Origin of the sequence: Mycobacterium sp. SMC-16 (assembly GCF_046250085.1) — a bacterium.
Classification (GTDB): domain Bacteria; phylum Actinomycetota; class Actinomycetes; order Mycobacteriales; family Mycobacteriaceae; genus Mycobacterium; species Mycobacterium phocaicum.
The window spans coordinates 3685169-3704798 of the sequence record NZ_CP176427.1 but is presented as its reverse complement, the minus strand read 5'-3'; the positions used below and the strand labels follow the sequence as shown (position 1 = coordinate 3704798).

The following is a 19630-nucleotide window of genomic DNA, read 5'->3' as shown; positions in this document are numbered from 1 at the left end:
TGGGTCAGGACCGGGTGGTTGCTCTGTGCAGGGCGCGCACCACACTGTGCTTGCCCAGATCGATCTTGAACTCGTTCTGGCTCAGCGCAACCGCACCGGCCATGGCCGCTTCGGCGGCGCGACCGAACGTCGTGGTGTCGGCAACGTTGCCCACCAATGCGGCCTCGGCGTCGGTGGACCGCCATGGTCTGGCGGCGACGCCTCCCATGGCGATTGCGGCCGAGGTGATGATCCCGTCGTCGATCGTCATGCCGACGGCCACAGAGACCAGGGCGAATGCGTAGCTGTGGCGGTCACGCACCTTGAGATACCAACTGTGGAAGGCGTACTCGGAGGGCGGCAGCTCGACACCGACGATCAGCTCACCCGGATGCAGCACGTTGTCCTGCTCTGGGTGATCCCCAGGGAGCCGGAAGAACTCGGCCAGTGCGATGGTGCGGGCGCCTGCACGCGACCGTACGTGCACGACGGCGTCGAGGATCGTCAGTGCCACCGCCATGTCCGACGGGTGCACCGCGACGCACGCGGGGCTGGCGCCGAACAGTGCGTGCTCGCGGTTGAACCCGTCACGTGCAGCGCACCCGGAGCCGGGCGCGCGCTTGTTGCATGCCGGGAACGTGACATCCATGAAGTACGGGCAGCGGGTGCGCTGCATGAGATTGCCGCCGGCAGTGGCCATGTTCCGCAGCTGTGTGGTCGCTCCGGACAGGATCGCGTGTGACAGCACGGGGTACCTGGTGCGGATCAGGTGATGATTGGCGATCGCGCTGTTCGTCACGCCCGCGCCGATCATCACGCCGCCGCTGTCGGTGGCGGTGATCTCGTCCAGGCCCAGCCTGCCGATGTCGATCACCGACGACGGCTGTGTGACACCGAGTTTCATCAGATCGAGCAGGTTGGTGCCGCCGGCGTAGTAGCTGCCGCCGGTCGCGCCTGCCAGGCCGAGGGCGTCCTCGACGTCGCGCGCGCGGTGGAAGTCGAATGTCTTCATCGGCCACACTCGGGCAGGCAGGACGCGATGGCGCCCACGATGTTGGGGTAGGCGCCGCAGCGGCAGATGTTGCCCGCCATGCGTTCGCGAATCTCATTGGCAGACAGGGCCTCGGGGCCCCTGGCAAGATCGGCGTACGGGCCGTCGAAGGACGCGGCGGACAGGTCGCCACGGGCGTGCTCTTCGAGAAGCGCATGCGCAGAGCTGATCTGGCCGGGCGTGCAGTAACCGCACTGGAATCCGTCGTGGTCGACGAAGGCCTGTTGCAGCGGATGAAGCTGGTCGCCGTGCGCGATGCCCTCGATGGTCAGGACGCTGGCCCCGTCGATCGACACGGCGAGCGTCAGGCAACTCACCACGCGCCGGCCGTTGACGCTGACCGTGCACGCGCCGCAAAGGCCGTGGTCGCAGCCCTTCTTGGTGCCGGTGAGCTCGAGACGTTCGCGCAGCAGGTCGAGCAGCGTCGAGCGGACATCGGTATGCACGGAGACCGGAACACCGTTGATCAACAGCTCGACAGTGTGCGGTGGTGAATTGTCAGCCGTCATGATGTTGGCTCCTTGCGGGCATTGCTGAAGGGGGACAACAGATTTTCGACAGTGATGGGCAAGTCGCGCGAGCGTCGACCCGTGGCGTGGTATACCGCATTTGCGATCGCGGCGGGCACACCGCAGATGCCGATCTCGCCGATACCGCGGGCGCCGAATACCGTCAGGTGGCGGTCGGCACCGTCGATGAAGCTGATGTCGAAGGCGGGTACGTCGGCGTGCGTGGGCAGGTAGTACTCGCCCAGGGCGTGACCCGTTCCGGGGTCGTATGGCACCTGCTCCATCAACGCCATGCCGAGCCCGAACGTGATGCCACCGATCACCTGACTACGTGCGAGTTTCGGGTTGATGACCCGCCCGCAGTCCATCACCGCCACCCATCTCGTCACCGATGCCCGCCCGATTTGTTCGTCCACCTCCACCTCGCAGAAGTGGGCGCCGAACGACTGTGACACCGGCCCGTTTTCGGGTGGCCCGCCGCTGCCGGCGGTGAAGGACAACTGGTCGAGCAGGTCGCTGTCTGCTGTCGCGAGCACCGACGCGACGGGGATGCCTGCCCGTGTCGGCCGGCTGCCGACGATCTGGCCGCCCTGGATGTCCACCGCGGACAGGTCACATCCGGCATACGGTGAGCTCGCGGCGGTGATGACGTATTCGAGCACCCGACGCTTCCATTCGCGGGCAGCCTCGAACACCGCCGAACCGACGGCGGCAGTGGTTTGCGATGCGCCGCTATAAGGCGCGGTTGGGAAGTCCGAGTCGCCGGAGAAGAACGCGACGTGCGGCAGGTTCAAACCGGCGGCGTCCGCGGCGATCTGGGTCATGGCAGTCCGCACGCCGGTGCCGACTTCGTGGGTGGCAGAAGAGAATTCGACAGTGCCCTCGCGTGTGGTGCGGACGTGACAACCGGCCGGCATCCGGCGCCCCGGATAGGTGGCGGTGGCCATGCCCCATCCGACGAGCACGCCGCCGCGCCGCAGCGAGCGGGGTCGGTGCGGTCGATGCTCCCAGCCGAAGCGATCGGACCCTTGCCGGTAACACTCGACGAGATGCTCGTCGGACCAGGGCCGTCCGCTGGCTTGATCGTTGTCCGCGTAGTTGGCTATCCGCAGTTCCAGCGGATCGATGCGTAGTTCGTACGCGAGTTCATCCATCGCGACTTCCAGGGCGAACAAGCCCGGTGCTTCGCCGGGTCCGCGCATGAAGCACGGGGTGGGCCGGTTCACGCGGGCAACGTTGTGCGACAACACCATTCGCGGGGATTGATAGAGGAACCGCGTCGACAATCCGGCCGGCTCGCAGAAGTGGCCGACGGTGGAGGTTTCAGTGAGGGTGTGGTGCTCGATGCTGGTCAACCGAGCCTGAGCGTCAGCGACCAGGCGCAGATGTTGTTCGGTGCGCGGACGGTGTCCGGTCGAGGTGAACATCTGGTCGCGGCTGACGACCAGCTTGACGGCTCGTCCCGTCATCCGCGCTGCGGTGGCGCACAGCACGACGTGCATCCACAGGAAACTCTTCGAGCCGAACGCGCCTCCGACCAATGGGGCGACGATCCGGATGTGGTCGACCGAGATGCCCAGATAGGTTGCCAGCGTTTGTCGTTCACCGTCGATCCACCGTGTGCTGTCGTACACGGTGAGGTGATCACCGTCCCAGCTGGCGATCGTCGATGCCAGCTCGATGGGGTAGTGGGCGTTCTCCGAAGTGGTGTAACGCGACGAGATTCTGATGCCCTCGACCGGTTCGTCGGCGGGGCCGCGGTGGTCTTGGAGTTTCTCTTCCGGCAGTTTCACGAAATGGTCGGGCTGGTACACCCCGCCGCGCACGATCCGATCGTCGCCGTGGTCCCGGTCTTCGGGCCGGTCGAGCGCCTCACGAGCCGCCAGCACGGCGGGCAGCTCGTCATAGGTCAGGTCCATCAGTGACGCGGCGAACTGCGCATTTTCCAGCGTGTCGGCGACGACGACTGCCAGATGCTGACCGCGGTGCTGGACCGTCAGATCCGACAGTGGTGGCCGGCGTTCCAATGGCAGGTCCCAGGTGAGGACCTCGGGAAGCATGTGGAGGGAAGGACAATTCAGCGGCGACAGAACACACACCACTCCTGGTGCGGCCTCGGCGCGGGCGGTGGCGGCGACCAGCGAGTCGCGGGTGACGTGCCCGTGCGAGATATCCGACTGCACCAGAACCGCATGCAGCACCCCGGGCAGCGTGGTGTCGGCCGCGTAGCGGGCTCGACCGGTCACCTTGTCAGTGCCCTCGACCCGGTTGACCGGCCGCCCGATCGCTGCGGTCCCGTGCTCGCCGTCGGCACTCGTCGGCGACGGATCCCCCGTTATCGTCATGCCACCTCCTTACGCGGGAGCGGTGGTCGGCGACGGCCGCCCGTGTCAGCGTCGCAGGACGGCAGGGGTCGTGTCATCAGTCAGCTGACTGGCATCGCTGACTGAACGGGTTTGCTCAGTCATGAAACTGATGGCTGGGACAGCAGCGTCGGCTATACAGGAGCGACAACGACGCAAGCGAGGACAATCGATGATGCCCACTGTTGCCGACCACGTCATTGCCACACTGCAGGCCAGCGGGGTGGACCGGGTGTTCGGCCTGCCCGGTGACAGTCTCAACGGATTCACCGATGCGATCCGGCGCGCCGACGGATTCACGTGGGAGCACGTGCGTCACGAAGAAGCGGCCGCCTTCGCCGCCGCGGGTTTCGCCGCGGTGACCGGTCAATTGGCCGTGTGTGCCGGTAGTTGTGGTCCAGGAAATCTGCACCTGATCAACGGCTTGTTCGACGCGCAACGCAGCCGCGTACCGGTGCTCGCCATTGCCGCCCACATCCCCGCCGCCGAGATCGGTTCTCAGTACTTTCAGGAAACCCACCCGCAAGAACTGTTCCGCGAGTGCAGTGTCTTCTGCGAAATGGCCGGCACCCCGGAGTCCGCGGTACGCGTGCTGCAGATGGCGATGCGCGCTGCGATCGAGGAACAGGGCGTGGCAGTGGTTGTCATCCCGGGTGAGGTGTTCCTGCAAAGGCTGCGTGAGCCGGCCCGCGTCCGCCCGGTATTGCCGACCCGGCCCATCGTGCGGCCCGACGACACCGCGCTGGCCGCCGCGGCCGCGATTCTCAACCAATCGGCCAGAATCACGATTCTCGCGGGCGCCGGCGCAGCGGGGGCGCACGAGCAGCTGGTTGAGTTGGCGGGAACGCTCAAGGCGCCGGTGGTGCATGCGCTACGCGGCAAAGAGTATGTCGAGTACGACAATCCGTACGACGTGGGCATGACCGGGCTGCTGGGGTTTGCCTCCGGCTACAAGGCCATCAAGGAAGCCGATGTGCTCCTGATGCTCGGTACCGATTTCCCGTACCGCCAGTTCTATCCCGAGGACGCGATCGTCATCCAGGTCGACATTCGGGGCCGGCATCTCGGCCGCCGCACACCGATCGATCTCGGGCTCGTGGGCACCGTGCGAGACACCCTCATCGCGCTGCATCCGATGCTGGTGGCGAAAACGGATCGAACTCACCTCGACCGTGCACTCGGCCATTACCGGCGGACCCGGGATCGGCTCGATTCGCTTGCCGTCAACGACCACAACCGCACTCCGATCCGTCCGGAATACGTTGCCGCCATGGTCAACCGGCTGGCGGGGACCGATGCGGTCTTCACCGTCGACGTCGGCTCACCGGTCGTGTGGGCGGCGCGCTACCTGACGATGAACGGTCGACGGCGGCTCATCGGCTCCTTCAACCACGGCACCATGGCCTGCGCGCTGCCGCTTGCCATCGGCGCGCAAACCGCCGACCGCCGCCGCCAAGTCGTCGCACTAGCCGGCGATGGCGGCCTGACCATGCTGCTCGGCGAGCTGATCACCTTGGTGCAGAACCGATTACCGGTCAAGCTGATCGTGTTCAACAATTCGTCGCTGAACTTCGTGGAACTGGAGATGAAGGCAGCGGGCATCGTCACGTTCGGCACGGACCTGCACAACCCCGATTTTGCGGAGCTTGCTCGAACATGTAGCCTGTTCACTCGCCGCGTCGAGCATCCTGCCGAGTTGGAGGCGGCGATCGCCGACGTGCTTGCGCACGACGGGCCGGCCCTCGTCGACGTGGTGACGGCACGCAACGAACTGAGCATTCCGCCGGCGATCACCGCGGAACAAGCAAAAGGCTTCTCCCTGTACGCGATTCGCACCGTTCTTGCCGGCCATTCGGACGAGCTCCTCGATCTGATCACCACCAATGTGGCCCGGAGAATCCTCGACTGATCCCGGGGCCGGGCGTCTCCGGGGTGGTGCGCCTACCAGCCGCTCACGCGCGCGTGGTGAGGTGTTCGTCCACCCAGTCGCTGAACGTCTGCCAGCCGATCTCCGGGTAGCGCCGATGCAGGTCGGCGATGTCGGCGCTGTAACCGTGTGCGGACAGGAAGCTGAACATGGCCCGCATATCGGCGGAGGCGATTCGGGACGGGTCGTAGGTGACCAGCTCGATCGGATACCCCAATGCATGCTCGAGGGCGGCGGTCATCTGGAGTGGCGTTGGAGCGTCGGATGCGACGTCGATGCGCAACCCCATGAAACGTTGTGGTTCCTGCAGGATGATGGCGACGAAGCGGCCCAGGTCACGGCGCGAAAGTTGCTGCAGTGGTGTGGTCGTCGGCAACGGCAACGCGAATTGACCCGCTCGGAGCTCGTCGATCCCGCCGAGCATGTTGTCGTAGAAATAGGTCGGACCGACGATCGTGTGAGGCAGACCCGACTCGGTCAGCGCTTGTTCGATCTTGGCCTTGCTGTCGAAATGCGGTATCCCGGTGTGCTGGTCGGCGTTGGACACTGACGCGTAGACCAGGTGGGGGACTCGGGCCTGCACCGCGGCACCGATGATGTGCAGTCCTTGGGCCACTTCGATATCGGGACCCTCTTCGAAAGGCGTGGTGACCGCGAAGACCCCCGTGACGCCGGTGAAGGCCGCGGTGAGTGCTCTTTCGTCGCCGAGATCGGCGGCCGCGATCTCGATGCCCTCCTGCGCGAGCTTCTGGGCGCGCGGCGATTGGGGATTACGCGCGATGGCGCGGACGCGCAGGCCACGCTCGGCCAGGGCGCTGACGACGGCACCGCCCGTCGCCCCGGTGGCACCGATCACGGCGTATGTCTGGACCATCTTGTTCTGAGCCAACGTGCTGCTCCTGTTCCTGCTGCCACAGACGTGTGCACGGTCCAGTCTGCGCTGTCGACGCGTGCCCGTCATCAGTCGGTTGACTGGCTCGCCACGACCGCCCGCCCGTCCCGACGGAAGCAGCGTAGAGTCCTCTGCACGCAACGAGACCGCCGCATCGGTTGGGAGGATGTCGTGAGTCGAGACGTGGTGCTGGATCCGACGATCGCGCGTCTGGTGGCGGCGATGGCCACGCCACCGACGCTCGGACAACTGGGGTCGCAGGACGGCCGGCTGGCGCTGCGGGAAGCGCAGCGAACCGTCATCGAGCAGCCCGGGACAGTGGCCCGGTTTCACACCGCGCCGGTGGGTCCTTCTGGACTGGTGGGGTTTTGGTTGGTGCGGCCGCAGAACGCGCAAGGTGCGCTGCCCGCGGTGTTCTACGTGCATGGCGGACGATTCATGTTCGGCGACGCGGACACGCACGGGCGAGTTGTCGGTGCCATCGCCACAGGTTGCCGCGCCGCCGTCGTGGTTCCCGAGTACAGCCGCGCGCCGGAAGCTCGATATCCGGTCGCGTTGGAAGAGTGCTACGCCGCGCTGCTGTGGGTTCGTGACAATGCGGCGTCCCTCGGAATCGAGCCGAAAGCCTTTGCACTGGCCGGAGATTGCGCGGGCGCGACGATCGCCGCGGCGGTGAGCATGGTGTGCAAGGCCCGTGGCGGTCCGCGACTTCGCGCGCAGCTCTTGTACTACCCGCCGACCGACGCGCGGTGTGAGTACCCGTCCCACAACGCATATGCCGAGGGCTACCTGCTGACCAGCGATGAGCAGGCCTGGTATTGGGATCAGTATTGCGAGAGGAATTGTCAATACCTGTGGATCGGCTTGTTTCAGGCGACCTCCGTTCCAGTTGATTCGGTCGGTGCCGAGTCCGCCGACGGGGTGATGTCGGTGGGTCGCTCGAGCAGTTTGCCTTTGTGGAAGATCGCGCCGGCCCGGACCAGAGCGACCAGGTGCGGTGCGTTGACGGCTCGCCAGCGGGCTTGCGCGGCGTCGATCAGCTTGTAAGCCATGGCCATTCCGGCGACGCGTGAACCCGGCCCCTTGGTCACCTTGGTCCTCAAACGTACCGTGGCAAACGTTGATTCGATCGGGTTGGTAGTGCGCAGATGGACCCAGTGCTCGGCCGGGTACTTATAGAACTCCAGCAGCACATCGGCGTCATCGACGATCTTGGCGACCGCCTTGGGGTACTTGGCGCCGTAGTCCACCTCGAACGCCTTGATCGCCACCTGCGCGTGGTCGATATCCTCGGCGTTGTAGATCTCCCGCATCGCCGCGATCGCCCCCGGATGAGCCGACTTTGGCAGGCAGGCAAGAACATTGGCCTGCTTGTGAAACCAGCACCGCTGCTCGCCGGTGGCCGGGAACACCTCACGCACGGCCTTCCAGAACCCCAGGGCCCCATCGCCGACGGCCAGCACCGGTGCGGTCATCCCGCGACGTCGGCACGACCGCAACAGATCAGCCCACGACTCGGCCGACTCCCGGTACCCGTCGGTGAGCGCGACCAGCTCCTTGCGGCCGTCAGCGCGCACACCGATCATCACCAGCAAACAGAGCTTCTCCTGCTCCAGGCGCACCTTGAGATGGATGCCGTCGACCCACAGGTAGACGTAGTCGGTGCCCGACAGATCACGGGCCTCGAAGGCCTTGGCCTCGTCCTGCCACTGCGTGGTGAGTCGGGTGATCGTCGTGGCCGACAAGCCGGCACCCGAGCCCAGGAACTGCTCCAACGCCGGACCGAAATCACTGGTCGACAAGCCATGCAGATACAGCAACGGCAACACCTCGGTCATCTGCGGCGACTTGCGCACCCACGCCGGCAGGATCGCCGAGGAAAACCGTTGCCGCTCACCAGTGTCCGGGTCAACACGTTTGTCATTGACCCGCGGCGCGGTCACACTCACCGCGCCCGCCGCGGTGAGCACCTCGCGCTCGCGGTGATAGCCATTGCGCACCACCAGCCGGTGCCCGTTCTCATCAAGCTCACCGGCATGAGCCTCGATGTAGGCGGCGACCTCAGCCCGCAACGCTGCGGCCAGCATCTGGCGGGCACCGTCGCGGACAATCTCATCGAGCAACGACCGCGACGAGCCAGCATCCTCGTTGGATGAATCCGCATCGTGAACTACCGTGAGCATGGGCGTACCTTCCCGAACCAGCGCGCCAACGCCGGCTCTTGATCAGACCTTCGACATTCAGATCATCCTCGGGAAGGTGCGCCCTTTCCTACGCCGCCTCGCCGAGGCTCATCCACAGGTTCTGATCATTGCTCGTATTGCGACGGTGATCTGGACTGCCCCACAGTGTCTCCGGTTCGCGCCCCGGTCGCAGATCTCGGCGGGCTGCCGCCGACATTGATCGTCACGGCCGAGGCCGATGTGGTGCGCGATGAGGGCGAAGCGTTCGGCGAACTGCTGCGCGCGGCGGGTGTCCCGGTGACCTGCACCCGTTATCTGGGCACGGTGCACGATTTCGTCGTGCTCAGCCAGCTGAGCGACACCCCCGCTGCCCGGGCCGCGCTGGAGCAGGGTGTGCGCTTCCTCGACGAAGCGATACAGCGATGAGAAGGCGCCGCCTGATTGTGCTGCGCAGGAAGCGGTGTCTCGAGTGACGCTGACACATCCGAAGTCGCCGATCGTCGGGCGCGGTCAGTTGATCGGTCTCATGACCGAGGTCGCCTCTGGTGCTGCGGGCGCGCCCCAGGCAGTTGTTCTGCTCGGCGAACCGGGTATCGGAAAGTCGACGCTGCTGCGCCACACGGTCGCATCGCTGCAGCCGCAGCACGAGACTGTGCTTTTTGCCGGGGGTTCCGAGCCGGACCACGTGCGCCCCTTCACCGCGTTGACCGAGTTGCTCTGGCCCATCGCCGAGCGGATCGCCGATCTGCCGGCACCACTGCGAGATGCACTGCAGGACATCATCAACGGTGGCGGCGGCGCCGCTGAGCACGGCCCGGCGCAGGTGCAGCAGGCGGTGCTGGCACTGTTGGCGGTCGTCGCAGGTGATCGGCCGCTGGTCATCGTGCTCGATGATCTCGACCGGTTCGAACCAGACTCCCGCCAGGTACTCACCTATGTGATCGGCCGGGTTCCGCACCTTGCGGTTCGGTTGCTGATCAGCGCGCGGCAGGTGGACCAGCTCAACGGTCTCGACCGTTCCTTCCGGGTGGTCGAGGTTGCGCCGCTGTCCGATGTCGCCGCCGCGGAACTGATCGCGACCCAGTCGCTGGTGCCTGACGCGAGCGTCCGCGGTGAGATCATCCGCTGGTCCGGCGGTAATCCATTGGCCCTCATCGAATCAGCCCGGTTCTATGGCAAGACGGGTTCGGTCAGGTTCCGGGGCAACCACATGGTGGGTTCCGGGTTTGCGCACGCGTTGTTCGCCGCGCAACTGTCGGAGCTGCCGCCCGATGCGCGGCGGTTGACCTTGTTCGCCGCCGCGGGGGCCGGGTACGAGACCATCGACACCATCACGGCCGCAGCCGGTTTCGGTGCGGACCTGTGGCGGTGGGAGCCTGCCATCGAACGGTCCCTGGTGAGCGTCACCGAGGACCGGCGCGTGCAGTTCAGCCACGCACTGCTGCGCAGTGTGGCCTACAGCGAAGGGGATTTGGCCGACCGCCGCACTGCCCACATCGCGTTGGCTGCTTCGCCGCAACTGGATGTGGCTTGCCGCGCTTGGCATCTGGCAGCGGCGGCGGCCGGCCCGGACGAGACCGTGGCATCCCTGCTGGAGCAGGGCGCGGAGCGTTCGCGGCAGCGCGGCGGCTACCTCGAGGTGGCCAGGGCGCTGCAGCGGTCTGCTGAATTGAGCCCTGGTGCGGACGATGCGGCTCGGCGGTTCACGCTGGCCTCGGTGGCGGCCAACTTCGGCGGTGACCCGTCCTGGGCGCTGTCGCTGAATGCCAGTGCCGTCCAGCGTGCGGAGGACCCGGAGATCGTCGGTCACGCAGCGTTGACTCGCGCCTCGGTGCTGCTGCAATCAGCGCGTCCGGCGGAGGCGGCCGAACTGATCCGCAGCGCGCTCGACGGCGCGCCGCCGTCCAACTCGCGGTTGCGACTGGCGTTGATGTACGCCGGCGCGTCAGCGGCCTACTACTCCGGAGAACTGGCGCACCGGGCCCGCCTCGGCCACTGGCTGCAGGACTCTGCGCTGGATGTATTGGGGGAGAGTGTCATTCCGACGCCTTTCCCGGCCGAGGCCGGACCTGTGCAACGAGCGTATATCGCCATGTACGCGCAGAGTGCGGGCAGCGCCCACGATCGTCCGGGGCCGTGGGATCGGCGCTGGTTGCATCCCATGCCGGCTCCCGTCGAACCGTTTCGGCGTCTGGTGGTGGGCGCAATGGCGTATGCGACGGAGGACAGCGCCCTCGCGGTCACCGAATTACGCGAAGCCGTCGAGCAGCTCAAAGCCGCCGGGGGTTTGCGCGGCTTCACCTTCGCCATCGCGCCGCTGGCGTGGGGACTGCACGACACCGGACAGTGGTCGGAACTGCGGGCACTGCTCGACGAGACCGAGGCCTTGTGCGCGGTCTATGACCTGGCGTTGCTCCACGCCGAGAGCAACGTCGTGCGTGCCCATCTGTTGGCCGGCTGTGGTGACACGGACCCGGCGGACGCCGCCATCGACGCGGCGTCCCGTCTGATCGGCGAAAATTGTGGCACCGCAACCAGAACCGCATTGACGTGGGCCATGGGACGCAGCGCGCTGGCGCGCGGCGAGTTCGATTCTGCCTATCGGGCCTTGCGGCAGATGTTCGATGCCGACGGGGAGCCGGCGCATTTCGTCGTCTCCCATCGCGCCATGGCCGACCTGGCCTGGGCCGGCGCACGCAGCGGCAGCTTGGCAGAGGTCGGGCCTCTGGTGGCCTCGATCGGGCGCCAGCTCGGGTCGAATCCTCCTGTCCGGCTGCGTCTCCTGCGACACCAGGCGCTCGCGCTGACCGCGACCACGCATCTGTCGGAACGGCACTTCCGCCTCGCCATTTTCGACCCGGCCGGCGATCAGTGGCCGATGGAGCGCGCACGGGCGCGGCTGCATTACGGCGAATGGCTGCGCCGGGTGCGCCGACCCGCCGAAGCCCGTACCCAGCTCACAGCTGCCCTCGAAGTTTTCGATCGCCTGGGTGCGGTGCCGTACGCACAGATCGCGCGCGCCGAACTTCGCGCCGCCGGCGTGACGGCGCCGACCGCCGGCGCCGTTGCCGGCCTGGATTCGCTGACGGCACAAGAACGTCAGATCGTGTCGATGGCGGCCTCCGGACTGACCAACCCGGAGATCGGCCGACGGCTCAATCTGTCGCCGCGAACCATCGCCTCCCACTTGTACAACGTCTATCCCAAACTGGGCGTCAGCCGGCGTCACCAACTGCGGGATCTGTTGGGGGACTAGTGGGTACCGGGGTCGGTGATGATTTCGACCATGGCCGGTCCCGGGTGGTCGAGTGCTTCCGCGATGGCCACGGCGACGTCCGCCGGATCGGTGACGCGGCGACCGTAGCCGCCACAGCTCCTCGCGTATTCGGCGAAGTCCGGATTGCGCAGTGACGTCTGCCAGACCGCGTACTCGGCGCCGCGCTGTTCCTCGCTGATCTTGGCGAGTTCGCCGTTGTTGAGCAGGACGTGGGTGATGTTCATGTCGTACTTGACCGCCGTCGTGAAGTCGGCAAGGTACTGACCGAAGCCGCCGTCGCCGGTGATCGCGATGATCGGACGGTCCGGTGCGGCCGCCCACGCACCCATGGCAGCCGGGAACCCGAAGCCGATCGAACCGAGGTATCCGGACATGAGCACCGACTGCTCCGTGGTTTCGAAATAGCGCCCGAATGAATAGGCGTGATTGCCGACATCGACGGTGACGACGGCATTCGCCGGCATCAGGCGGCTGAGCTCCTCGAAAACAGTTGCGGCAGCGACCCGTCCGTCCGGATGCTTGACGGCGCGACGCGTTTTCTCCGTACGCCAGACCGTCCAGCGGTCGGCGAGCTCCGGGCGCTGGTCGACCAGCGCCGGGTTCGGGCGAAGGCCATGCAGGACGGCGGTAGCGGTGACGCCCACGTCCCCCAGTACCGGGACCGTCACCGGACGGAACCGGCCGAGCATCATGGGGTCGGTGTCCACCTGGATGATCGGCTTGTACGGCGAGATCCCGGTGTGGTTGGAGAACGATGCGCCAAAGACCAGGAGGAGGTCGGCCTTGTTCATCATCCATGACGCGACAGGCGTGCCGGACCGGCCGAGCACGCCGGCCGCGAGCGGATGCGTGTCGGAGATCTGTCCCTTGGCCTTGAACGTGGTCAGCACGGGCGCGTTCAAGCTCTCCGCCAGTGCGACGACGGCCGGCATGTCGAACTTTGCGCCGGCGCCGACGATGATCAGCGGTCGGGTCGCCGTGCCGATGAGCTCGAGTGCCTGGTCGAGTGCGGCCGCCGGAGGCGATACCCGAAGGTCGGGCATACGTCCTTGGGGCCCAGAGGCTTTCTGGTCCGGGGCCTCCAGAATCTGTACCTCGTCGGGGAGGACCAGATGGCCCACGCCGCGTTCGAGGATCGCGTGCTTGAGGGCCATGGTCATCAGTTCGGCGTGGTCGGAACCGGAGCGCACCATGTCCGAGTAAGCTGAGACATCGGCGAATGCCGCGAGCAGGTCGATGTCCTGGAATGCGCCTTTGCCGGCGACCGAGGAGTCCACGTTGCCCGACAAGGCCAGGACCGGAGCGCGGTCCGATTTGGCGTCGTACAAGCCGGTCAGCAGGTTGGTCGAGCCCGGGCCGGCGATACCAAAACACGCGGCGGGCCGACCGGTGAGCTTGCCGTAGGCGGCCGCGGCGAACGCCGCGGCACCTTCGTGGCGGATACCGAAATACCGCAGTTTGCCATCGGTTTCGGCTCGGTGCATCGCCTCGGCGAGCCCGAGATTCGAGTGACCGACCATGCCGAACACGGTGTCGACACCCCAGTTGGTCATGGTCTCCACGAGCACATCGCTCACTGTGCGTGGGTGTGTGCTGGGAGGCGGGGTGCCGACGTAGACGCCGTCCTCACGCACCTCCACCGGATACGTGCGCACGTTGAAATCGGGGCCGCCCGCAGCCTCTCCGGTGAACGGATCGAAGTCGAAACCGTGCCAGGGGCAACGGATTTTGTCGTTCTCCACGGTGCCCTGACCAAGCGGACCACCCTGGTGGGGGCACCGGTTGTCGATGGCTCCGTAGCGGCCGTCGAGCTTGGTGAGCGCGACGGTCTTGAGGCCGACCGGACACATGGCCACCTCGCCGTCGTCGAGTTGGCCGGCATCGACTGCTTTGTGCCAGTTGAGGTTCTCATCGTTCACAGTGGGATGGCTCCTGCGTAGGGGACTCCGCTCAGGTAGGCGAAATCGCGATCAAAGGTGACGATGTCATCGACGTTGAAGTCCGCCAGATTCCGGTGCCCGCAGGCGCGGGCCAGGACGACCATCAGATCGACGGTCGAGCGCAGGAACCGGTTCAGTCGTTCCGCCCCCGCCGGTACCGGCAGCCGCGCGCGCAGGCGCGGATCTTGGGTGGCGATGCCGGCCGGACAGCTGTTGGTGTTGCAGGCGCGCATGCCGACGCATCCGATGGCTTGCAGCGCGGCGTTGGACAGCGCAATGGCGTCGGCCCCCAGCGCCAATGCCTTGACCATGTCGGCCGGAGTGCGGATACCGCCGGTGATGACCAACGTGACCTGGTCGGCTTGTGAACGGTCGAGGTGCCTGCGCGCACGCGCCAGTGCCGGGATGGTGGGTACGGAGATGTTGTCACGGAAAATCGTTGGAGCGGCGCCGGTTCCACCACCCCGGCCGTCGAGAATGATGTAGTCGACCCCGATCTGCAGCGCAGCGTCGATGTCACGTTCGATGTGCTGGGCGCTCATCTTGTATCCCACCGGGATGCCGCCGGAGACGTCGCGCACTTGCGCAGCGCATTCTTCGAACGGCTGCAAGGACGTCCAGTCCGGGAACCGGGCGGGGGAGACAGCCGCCGTCCCCGGGGGGAGCCCGCGAACTTCCGCGATCCGGCCGATCACCTTGTTGCCTGGGAGATGACCGCCTGTGCCGGTCTTGGCGCCCTGCCCGCCCTTGAAATGGAAGGCCTGCACCTGGCGGACCCGGTCGAGGCTCCAGCCGAATCTGCCCGACGCGAGCTCATAGAAGTACCTCGAATTCTGTTGCTGCTCTTCGGGAAGCATGCCGCCCTCGCCCGAGCAGATGCCCGTTCCGGCCAGCTCCGCACCGGCGGCCAGCGCAGTCTTGGCTTCCTGAGACAGGGCGCCGAAGCTCATGTCGCTGACGAACAACGGGATATCGAGGACCAACGGCCGCCGCGCTGCCGGCCCGATCACTGTCCGGGTGTTCACCGGTTCGTCGTCGAGCAGTGGCAGCCGCGCCAGTTGGGCGGTGAGCACCTGGATCGAGTCCCATGACGGGAGTTCGTCGCGCGGGACGCCCATGGCTGCCGTCGGACCGTGTTCGCTGTTCAATCCATGCGCGGCCCACTGATGGATCTGCGTGACGAACGGTTCCTCTGCGCTGTCGGCCGGCTTTATCCACTGGCCCTGGTAACCATCGTCGTCATAGGTCTGCGGGTTGGTCAGGGCGTACGCCTCAACGGCAGCTTGATCAACGTAGACCGAACCTTCAGATACCCAGGCCGGGAAGGTCGCCAGCGTCACGGCGGGATTGACCGGCGCGACCCCGGTCTGGATTTCGTACCGCCAGCCGTGCAGACCACACACCAGCAGGTCACCCTCGATGCGACCGTCAGACATCAGGGCACCGCGGTGGGCGCAGCGCCCGTACAGCGCTCTGACGTCGTCGTGCTGCCGGACGAGCACCAGGTCCACACCGGAGACGCGCACCGTGTGCGGTGTGTCCTCGGTGAGCTCATCGAGCGACGCGACCCGTACCCCCATAGGCGAATCAGACGTCATTGGTGCGGGGTCTGGTCATGTCACTCCTGATCCGGTGGCACACGTGCGGGCAGATGGGCACTGTGGTCAACACTGCCTGTTGAACTCTCTGTGATTGACGGCCGATACGCATCAGTCACCTGACTGATGCGTATCGAAGCCTGAAGCTCAAGGCTGTGGAACGGTGAGATCGTGCCGGCCGAGTGGACGTCGATGAAAAACAGGGCTGTCCTGCAATGGATTTACGAGAGATTCCGGCGCAATGAGAACGTCGTCGCAGCCACCGTTCTCGGCACCTTCGATCGCTCTCCGTACCCACCCGGGTCGATGATGGCCTTCGATCGACACGAGCGTTTCGAAGGCAGCGTGTCATCGGGCTGTGTCGAGGCGGAGCTGTACGAGCGTGCCCGGGCCGTGTTCGCCGAGCATCCCGCTGCCTTGACCGGGATCGGTTGCCGGATAATCGATTTTGATGCGCATCGGTCCGATGGCGATCCGTTCGCCCCACCAGGGCCATGCCGCGGAACTCTCCGCATCGCCATGCACCCGGTGACGCCACAGCATTTCCCGGAGCTGGCGACGCTGATGTCGATGGTGCAGCAGGGCCTGCCCGCCGCCACCTTCCTGAATTTGCGCTCGGGGCAGACGTCGCTGACGCAGACGGACGGTGCACCGATGTTCGTCACCCAATACGAACCGCCGCCGCGCATGCTGATTTTCGGGACCAGTGACGTCGCGACCGGGCTCGCTGCCCTGGCGCTGCCACTGGGCTATGCCGTCACCGTGTGCGACGCCCGGCCCGCATTCGTGCAGGAGGAACGTTTTCCAGCGGCGGCGCTGGTTCGCGATTGGCCGCATCGGTACTTGCGCCAGGAACGAGAAGCGGGCCGCATCAACGCGGATACCGCGATCGTGGATCTGACGCATGACGATCGATTCTCGGTTCCGTTGCTCATCGAAGCCCTCGATTCGCGGTGTTGGACCGGCAGCGCACAGCCGGCATTCGTCGGCGCACTGGCGTCGCGAGCCCGCGCGTCGGCCAAGCGTGCCGCCCTCCTCCAGTACGGATTGGCACCGGGCGACGTCGACCGTCTCCAGGCGCCGATCGGGCTGGACCTCGGCGGCCGAGAGCCGCCGCACATCACCTTGTCGATCCTTGCCCAGGTGGTGGCGGCCAAGGAAGGCGGGAGCGGCGCGCCACGCAGCCGGTTGGTCGGCTGATGGCGGACCGCCCCGGCGCTCAACGCGAGCGCAGCACCTCGAGCGCCTTGTCGGCGTGGGAGTCCATGCTGATCTCAGAGGCGATGACCTCGAGAACCCTGCGGTCGGTGTCGATGACGAACGTCGTCCGCTTGACCGGCATCAGCTTGCCGAGCAGGCCACGTTTCACGCCGAACGCCTCGGCCACCGCACCGGAGGTGTCCGACAGCAGCGGGTAGTCGAAGCTGTGCTTCTCGGCGAATTTGTCCTGCTTCTCGACCGCGTCCATGCTGATCCCGACGCGGGAGGCACCGACCGCGGCGAACTCGGCCGCCAGATCCCGGAAGTGGCAGGCCTCCATGGTGCAGCCCGGCGTCATCGCGGCGGGGTAGAAGAACAGCACGATCGGCCCATCGGCCAACAATTCGGAAAGGCTGCGGTTCGTTCCGGTCTGGTCGGGGAGTGAGAAATCCGGAACCACGTCGCCCGTCTTGATAGCACCGTTCATGGGCACCACGCTACTTCTGGGAGGATGACCGCGTGAAGACGACCTCACGTGAGGAATTCCAGGCGCTGGCCGCCGAGCACCGAGTCGTCCCGGTGACGCGCAAGGTGCTCGCCGACAGCGAGACGCCGTTGTCGGCCTACCGCAAGCTGGCCGCCAACCGACCCGGCACCTTTCTGCTGGAATCGGCGGAGAACGGGCGGTCCTGGTCGCGATGGTCGTTCATCGGGGCCGGCGCCCCGTCGGCGCTGACGGTCCGGGACGGTGAAGCCGTCTGGCTCGGCAGCACCCCGCAGGACGCACCCCGCGGCGGCGATCCGCTGCAGGCCGTGCGCGACACCTTGGCGCTGCTGCAGACCGCGCCGGTGCCGGGGCTGCCGCCGCTGTCGAGCGGGCTGGTGGGGTACTTCGCCTACGACATGGTGCGTCGGCTGGAACGGCTGCCGGAATTGGCGGTCGACGACCTCAAACTGCCCGACATGGTGTTGCTGCTGGCCACCGACATGGCCGCCGTCGACCACCATGAGGGCACCATCACGCTCATCGCCAACGCGGTCAACTGGAACGGCACCGACGAGCGCGTCGACTGGGCCTACGACGATGCCGTCGCGCGCCTCGACGTCATGACGAAGGCGCTGGGGGAGCCGTTGCCGTCGAGCATCGCGACCTTCAGCCGGCCGCAGCCGCAGCCACGCCAGCAGCGCACGGTCGAGGAGTACACGGCGATCGTCGAGAAGCTGGTGGGCGACATCGAGGCCGGCGAGGCGTTCCAGGTGGTGCCCTCGCAGCGCTTCGAGATGGACACCGCCGCCGATCCCATCGACGTCTACCGGGTGCTTCGGGTGACCAACCCCAGCCCGTACATGTACCTGCTGAACGTGCCCAATGCCGAAGGCGGACTTGATTTCTCGGTCGTCGGCTCCAGCCCGGAGGCGCTCGTCACGGTGAAGGACGGCGTGGCGACCACGCACCCGATCGCCGGGACCCGGTGGCGCGGCGCCACCGAAGAGGACGACATTCTGCTCGAGAAGGAGCTGCTCGCCGACGACAAGGAGCGCTCCGAGCACCTGATGCTCGTCGACCTGGGCCGCAACGATCTCGGCCGCGTCTGCACGCCCGGCACCGTGCGCGTCGAGGATTACAGCCACATCGAGCGCTACAGCCACGTCATGCACCTGGTCTCCACCGTCACCGGCCAGCTCGCCGACGACAAGACCGCGCTGGACGCCGTCACCGCCTGCTTCCCGGCCGGGACGCTGTCGGGGGCGCCCAAGGTCCGCGCCATGGAGCTGATCGAAGAGGTCGAGCTGACTCGCCGCGGCCTGTACGGCGGCGTGCTCGGGTACCTCGATTTCGCCGGCAACGCCGACTTCGCCATCGCGATCCGCACCGCGCTGATGCGCGGCGGCACCGCCTACGTGCAGGCCGGTGGCGGCGTTGTCGCCGACTCCAACGGGCCGTACGAGTACAACGAGTCGTCCAACAAGGCCAAGGCCGTGCTGGCGGCGATCGCGGCCGCCGAGACCCTGAGCGAGCCGTGAGGACCACCCGCACCGCTCAGGTGCTGCTGCTCGTCGCCGCACTGATGCTGTGGGGCGCCTCCCGGCTGCCCTGGGTCGACGTGTCGTCGTTCGACGGGCTCGGCCAGCCGAAGACGACGACGCTGTCCGGCGCGGCCTGGTCCACGGCCCTCATCCCGCTGGCGCTATTGGCGGGCGCCGCCGCGGTGGCGGCACTGGCCGTGCGCGGCTGGGCGCTGCGGCTGCTGGCGCTGCTGGTGGCCGTCGCGAGCGCCGGGATGGGATATCTGGCCATCAGCCTGTGGGCGGTCACCGACGTCTCGGTGCGCGCCGCCGACATGGCACAGATCGCGGTCATGTTCCTGGTGGGCACCCAGCGGCACTACTGGGGTGCCGGTGTGACGCTGGCGGCCGCGGTGTTGACGCTGGTCGGAGCCGTTTTGCTGATGCGCTCGGCGGGCCGGGGAGCCGCCACGGCGGCCACCGCCAAATACGCCGCGCCGGGCGCGCGGCGCGAGGCGGCACAGGAAGAAGCCGCCGACGGCATGTCCGAACGGATGATCTGGGACGCCTTGGACGAAGGCCATGATCCGACCCGGAACGAGGGACCTGATCCCTCCCAGAACGACGGCGGCGGGAAATGAGCGTGGCCCGGTGGCAGTCTGCGCCGCCCTGGCGACTACCCTTCGAGATGATCATCTGGCTTG

The 19630-nt window shown here is 66.7% G+C and carries 14 protein-coding genes and 1 pseudogene; 7 read left to right on the top strand and 8 right to left on the bottom strand.

Annotated features, from left to right (window positions below; translation table 11 throughout):
* Positions 1-4: 4 nt before the first annotated feature.
* Genes ACJEIK_RS17920 through ACJEIK_RS17910 form a run of 3 tightly spaced genes read right to left on the bottom strand, consistent with a single transcriptional unit; the run spans position 5 to position 3884 of the window.
* Positions 5-991, bottom strand: coding sequence for an FAD binding domain-containing protein (locus ACJEIK_RS17920; protein ID WP_409430063.1), 987 nt, complete (start codon positions 989-991; stop codon positions 5-7).
* Positions 988-1539 carry a (2Fe-2S)-binding protein gene (locus tag ACJEIK_RS17915; RefSeq protein ID WP_061006412.1) on the bottom strand — a complete coding sequence of 184 codons (552 nt, stop codon included), beginning with the start codon at positions 1537-1539 and terminating at the stop codon, positions 988-990. The genes ACJEIK_RS17920 and ACJEIK_RS17915 overlap by 4 nt, the downstream gene beginning before the upstream one ends.
* On the bottom strand, positions 1536-3884 hold the full coding sequence (locus ACJEIK_RS17910; RefSeq protein WP_409430062.1) for a xanthine dehydrogenase family protein molybdopterin-binding subunit: 2349 nt from the start codon (positions 3882-3884) through the stop codon (positions 1536-1538). Before ACJEIK_RS17910 ends, ACJEIK_RS17915 begins: the two co-directional genes overlap by 4 nt.
* 193 nt (positions 3885-4077) lie before the next feature.
* On the opposite strand from ACJEIK_RS17910, the gene poxB reads away from it, so the two are divergent.
* Positions 4078-5811: a ubiquinone-dependent pyruvate dehydrogenase gene (gene poxB, locus ACJEIK_RS17905; RefSeq protein WP_409431721.1), complete on the top strand. Its 1734-nt coding sequence runs from the start codon at positions 4078-4080 to the stop codon at positions 5809-5811.
* A gap of 43 nt (positions 5812-5854) precedes the next feature.
* Here poxB and ACJEIK_RS17900 read toward each other — a convergent pair whose 3' ends face one another.
* A complete protein-coding gene (locus ACJEIK_RS17900) occupies positions 5855-6703 on the bottom strand; it encodes an NmrA/HSCARG family protein (protein WP_409431720.1) in 849 nt (282 codons plus the stop codon).
* Between the two features lie 240 nt (positions 6704-6943).
* Here ACJEIK_RS17900 and ACJEIK_RS17895 point away from each other — a divergent pair.
* A pseudogene (locus tag ACJEIK_RS17895) lies at positions 6944-7498 on the top strand (alpha/beta hydrolase fold domain-containing protein); the annotation flags it as partial.
* A gap of 92 nt (positions 7499-7590) precedes the next feature.
* Here ACJEIK_RS17895 and ACJEIK_RS17890 read toward each other — a convergent pair.
* Positions 7591-8904 carry an IS256 family transposase gene (locus tag ACJEIK_RS17890; protein ID WP_052536990.1) on the bottom strand — a complete coding sequence of 438 codons (1314 nt, stop codon included), beginning with the start codon at positions 8902-8904 and terminating at the stop codon, positions 7591-7593.
* Positions 8905-9069: 165 nt separating this feature from the next.
* On the opposite strand from ACJEIK_RS17890, the gene ACJEIK_RS17885 reads away from it, so the two are divergent.
* Complete coding sequence (locus tag ACJEIK_RS17885) at positions 9070-9330, top strand: alpha/beta hydrolase (RefSeq protein ID WP_409430061.1); 261 nt, start codon at positions 9070-9072, stop codon at positions 9328-9330.
* Positions 9331-9373: 43 nt separating this feature from the next.
* The gene (locus tag ACJEIK_RS17880) at positions 9374-12160 is read left to right on the top strand and encodes an AAA family ATPase (protein WP_409430060.1); all 2787 of its coding nucleotides are present in this window, start codon (positions 9374-9376) and stop codon (positions 12158-12160) included.
* On the opposite strand, the gene ACJEIK_RS17875 is transcribed toward ACJEIK_RS17880, so the two are convergent.
* Positions 12157-14100: a thiamine pyrophosphate-dependent enzyme gene (locus tag ACJEIK_RS17875; protein ID WP_409430059.1), complete on the bottom strand. Its 1944-nt coding sequence runs from the start codon at positions 14098-14100 to the stop codon at positions 12157-12159. The genes ACJEIK_RS17880 and ACJEIK_RS17875 overlap by 4 nt on opposite strands.
* Complete coding sequence (locus ACJEIK_RS17870; RefSeq protein ID WP_234785403.1) at positions 14097-15701, bottom strand: glutamate synthase-related protein; 1605 nt, start codon at positions 15699-15701, stop codon at positions 14097-14099. The genes ACJEIK_RS17875 and ACJEIK_RS17870 overlap by 4 nt, the downstream gene beginning before the upstream one ends.
* Positions 15702-15890: 189 nt before the next feature.
* Between ACJEIK_RS17870 and ACJEIK_RS17865 the strand changes: the two genes are divergently transcribed.
* On the top strand, positions 15891-16919 hold the full coding sequence (locus ACJEIK_RS17865) for an XdhC family protein (protein WP_409430058.1): 1029 nt from the start codon (positions 15891-15893) through the stop codon (positions 16917-16919).
* Positions 16920-16938: 19 nt separating this feature from the next.
* On the opposite strand, the gene ACJEIK_RS17860 is transcribed toward ACJEIK_RS17865, so the two are convergent.
* Positions 16939-17394, bottom strand: a complete 456-nt coding sequence (locus ACJEIK_RS17860; RefSeq protein ID WP_409431719.1) for a peroxiredoxin — start codon at positions 17392-17394, stop codon at positions 16939-16941.
* Between the two features lie 44 nt (positions 17395-17438).
* Here ACJEIK_RS17860 and ACJEIK_RS17855 point away from each other — a divergent pair, with 44 nt between their 5' ends.
* Together ACJEIK_RS17855 and ACJEIK_RS17850 are read left to right on the top strand one after the other, a co-directional pair.
* Positions 17439-18944 (top strand): anthranilate synthase component I, encoded by a 1506-nt coding sequence (locus tag ACJEIK_RS17855; protein WP_409430057.1) that lies wholly within the window; start codon positions 17439-17441, stop codon positions 18942-18944.
* A 44-nt stretch (positions 18945-18988) separates the two neighbouring features.
* On the top strand, positions 18989-19567 hold the full coding sequence (locus tag ACJEIK_RS17850) for a TIGR02234 family membrane protein (protein ID WP_060999626.1): 579 nt from the start codon (positions 18989-18991) through the stop codon (positions 19565-19567).
* Positions 19568-19630 lie beyond the last annotated feature (63 nt).